Origin of the sequence: Nocardia sp. CC201C (assembly GCF_030010695.1) — a bacterium.
Lineage (GTDB): Bacteria > Actinomycetota > Actinomycetes > Mycobacteriales > Mycobacteriaceae > Nocardia > Nocardia otitidiscaviarum.
The window spans coordinates 1-2,564 of record NZ_JASCXP010000650.1; the positions used below are offsets into that span (position 1 = coordinate 1).

Annotated in this window: 2 protein-coding genes; both read left to right on the forward strand. The window is 70.2% G+C overall.

The window, feature by feature from the left end; translation table 11 throughout:
- Nucleotides 1–195: 195 nt before the first annotated feature.
- Nucleotides 196–1,446 (forward strand): alpha/beta hydrolase, encoded by a 1,251-nt coding sequence (locus QK444_RS35490; protein ID WP_282786394.1) that lies wholly within the window; start codon nt 196–198, stop codon nt 1,444–1,446.
- A gap of 344 nt (nt 1,447–1,790) precedes the next feature.
- A partial coding sequence (locus QK444_RS35495; protein WP_282786396.1) for an ester cyclase occupies nt 1,791–2,564 on the forward strand: 774 nt, incomplete at its 3' end.

Genomic DNA, 2,564 nt, shown 5'->3' on the forward strand with positions numbered 1-2,564 from the left:
CGGCCGTACGCAATCGGCGTCACGGGGCAGCGATCGCGGTCCTCGCCGCCGCCGCCCTGCTGAGCCCGGCAGCGGCCCTCCTGCTGATCTTCACCATCTGGTGAGACGTGGTCGTCGGCAATCGCATTCGGGGTGCGTCCTCGACATGACGGCCCGTGCCCTTAATCCATTCTCATAGCCAAGGAGAACCGACCTATGCCCGTACGAACCGCCCGGGCGATATCGCTGGCCGCCGTGGCGTCGACACTGTTCGTCTCGGTGCTGTCCGCATGCGCGGCTCCCTCGACCGGGCCCGGCGACACCGGGAGGCAGCATGGAATCGACTGGCGGCCCTGCCCGGTCGGCGAGTTGACCACACGCGAGTGCGGCACCGTCTCGGTGGCGGTCGATCCGGCCGACCCCGATGCGGGCACCATCGACCTCGCGGTATCGCGCCTGCCCGCCAGTGCGCCCGCCGAGCGTATCGGGGTATTGGTGACCAGTCCCGGTGGGCCCGGGATATCGGGCCTGCGGTCGGCGGTGGCACACGGGCTGTTCCTGCCCGAGCGACTGCGGCAGCGGTTCGATGTGATCGGTTTCGATCGCCGCGGCGTGGGGCAGAGCGCGAAGGTCGAGTGCGCTGCGGCGGAAGAGGAGTCGGACGAGCCCAACGAGCTGGATGATCAGGCCGTGACTCCGGACCTCACCGCGACCGAGGCGGCGGCCCGTGCGTACGTCGGTGCCTGCGAGCGGCGCATCGGACCGCTCATCGGCCATCTCGGTACCGCGGACGTCGCCGCGGATCTCGAATCCATCCGCATCGCACTGGGTGAGGAGCGGATCAGCCTGCTGATGTCCTCCTATGACACGTTGCTCGCGCAGGCGTACATGGCCCGGTATCCGCGGCAGGTGCGGGCCGCGGTGCTCGACGGCGCTCTCGATCCCGATCGCGACGGCCCGGCCTTTGTCGCGGGCACCTCGCACGCGCTCGAGGACCTGGTGGGCGATCCGCCCGATCGACCGCTGCCCACCCCTTCCGCCGAGCTGGTCGACGCCGTCGCGGCGCTGCATCCGGGGCCGCCGGATATGGGGCTCAACTTCGGCAACCACTGCGCCGACTTCGCCTGGCCCACCGATATCGGTCAGCTGGTCCGGCGGTTGACGGAGGTCGGCGGATGGAGGTCGGTGCGGGAGGGCTACGGGGCCTGCGCGTTCTGGCCGCGGGGAGAGGCACTGGGCCCGCTGCGGCCGGGAGCCGATGCGGTGGCGCCGCTGGTCGTCAACAGCCACGGCGATGTGCGCACGCCGGCCGCGGGCGCGCGGGCGGTCGCCGACCGCTTCGGCGGGACGCTCGTGCTGGTGCCCGGCACCGCGCACGGCTTGGTCGGGTCCGGCTACGGCTGCGCGGAAGCCGCCGCCACCGAATACCTGCTCGACCCCACCGCACCCGTCTCGCCACCCTGCTGACCGCATCCGTCGTTCCGGATCCGCGGCCAGACCCCCTACCGGGCGCATTCCTGCGCGAATACATCGACATCCTGTACGAGCGCCGATGGATCCAGATCGCCGCCCGCGTCGTTCTGGCCGCCCTGCCGATCCTGCTGACCGTCGCGCGCACCGCCTGGAACCCGCTCTCTTGGAGGAACGCGGGCCGCCGGTACGCGGGACCTGTTTCGCGCGGTAACCACCGGCCGCCGCGTGCCGCGCAAGATCTCGGTCAGATTTCCTCGAGGCCGATGCGGTGTCGGCTCGCGACACTGAGCCGGGTGCGGGGAGCGACGGCTTCCCGCACCGGAACGAAGGAGCGAACGATGTCGGCAGAGGACAACAAGGCAATTATCAGAAGGGTTTTCGACGAATTCGTCAACCAAGGAGATTTCTCCATACTCGACGAGATCTACCGCGACGACATCATCGATCATCAGCCCCTGCCGGGTGCGCCGGACGGACTGGAAGGGGTGCGCTACACCATCGCCGGACTGCGCCGGGGCTTCCCCGACCTGAAGGTCACCATCGAGGAGATGAGCGCGCACGCCGATCACGTCGTCATCCACAACACCTGGCGGGGCACGCATCAGGGCGAATTCCTCGGCCTGGCCCCCACCGGCAAGCGCATCGCTTCCAAGGGCGTGGTGGTGTGGCGGCTCCAGGACGGGCGCATCGCGGAGCGCTGGGGCATCGGAGTGGACGGCAATATGCTGGCCCAGCTCGGCGTGGGTTCGCTGGGACCGCGGTCGAGGGCCCGGGTGCGGGCGGTGGATGTGCCCGCGGTGCGGACCTGCCCCATCCTGCCGGGTCGACTCGACCGGTGGCGGGAGGTGCAGCGGGAACTGGGCGGCGATCGCGTGGCCCGGTATCGCGCGTCGCGCAAGGCGGCGGGCATCTCGCGGGAATTGATGTGGTGCACCGGCACCGGGCAGGATGTGACGGCGATCTATCACCTGGAGGCGGCCGATCCGAGCCGGGCGATGCGGGTGCTGAGTGGTTCGTCGGACCCGTTCGACGTCTGGCTGCGCACCAGCCTGACGGAGATCCACGGCCGCGATCCCTACGGCGACGGGTCGGCGGTCGGCGAACTCGGCCAC

Bases quoted from the DNA above. Each gene is read 5' to 3' on its own strand.
- QK444_RS35490 (WP_282786394.1), top strand. From the start codon at position 196: ATGCCCGTACGAACCGCCCGGGCGATATCGCTGGCCGCCGTGGCGTCG.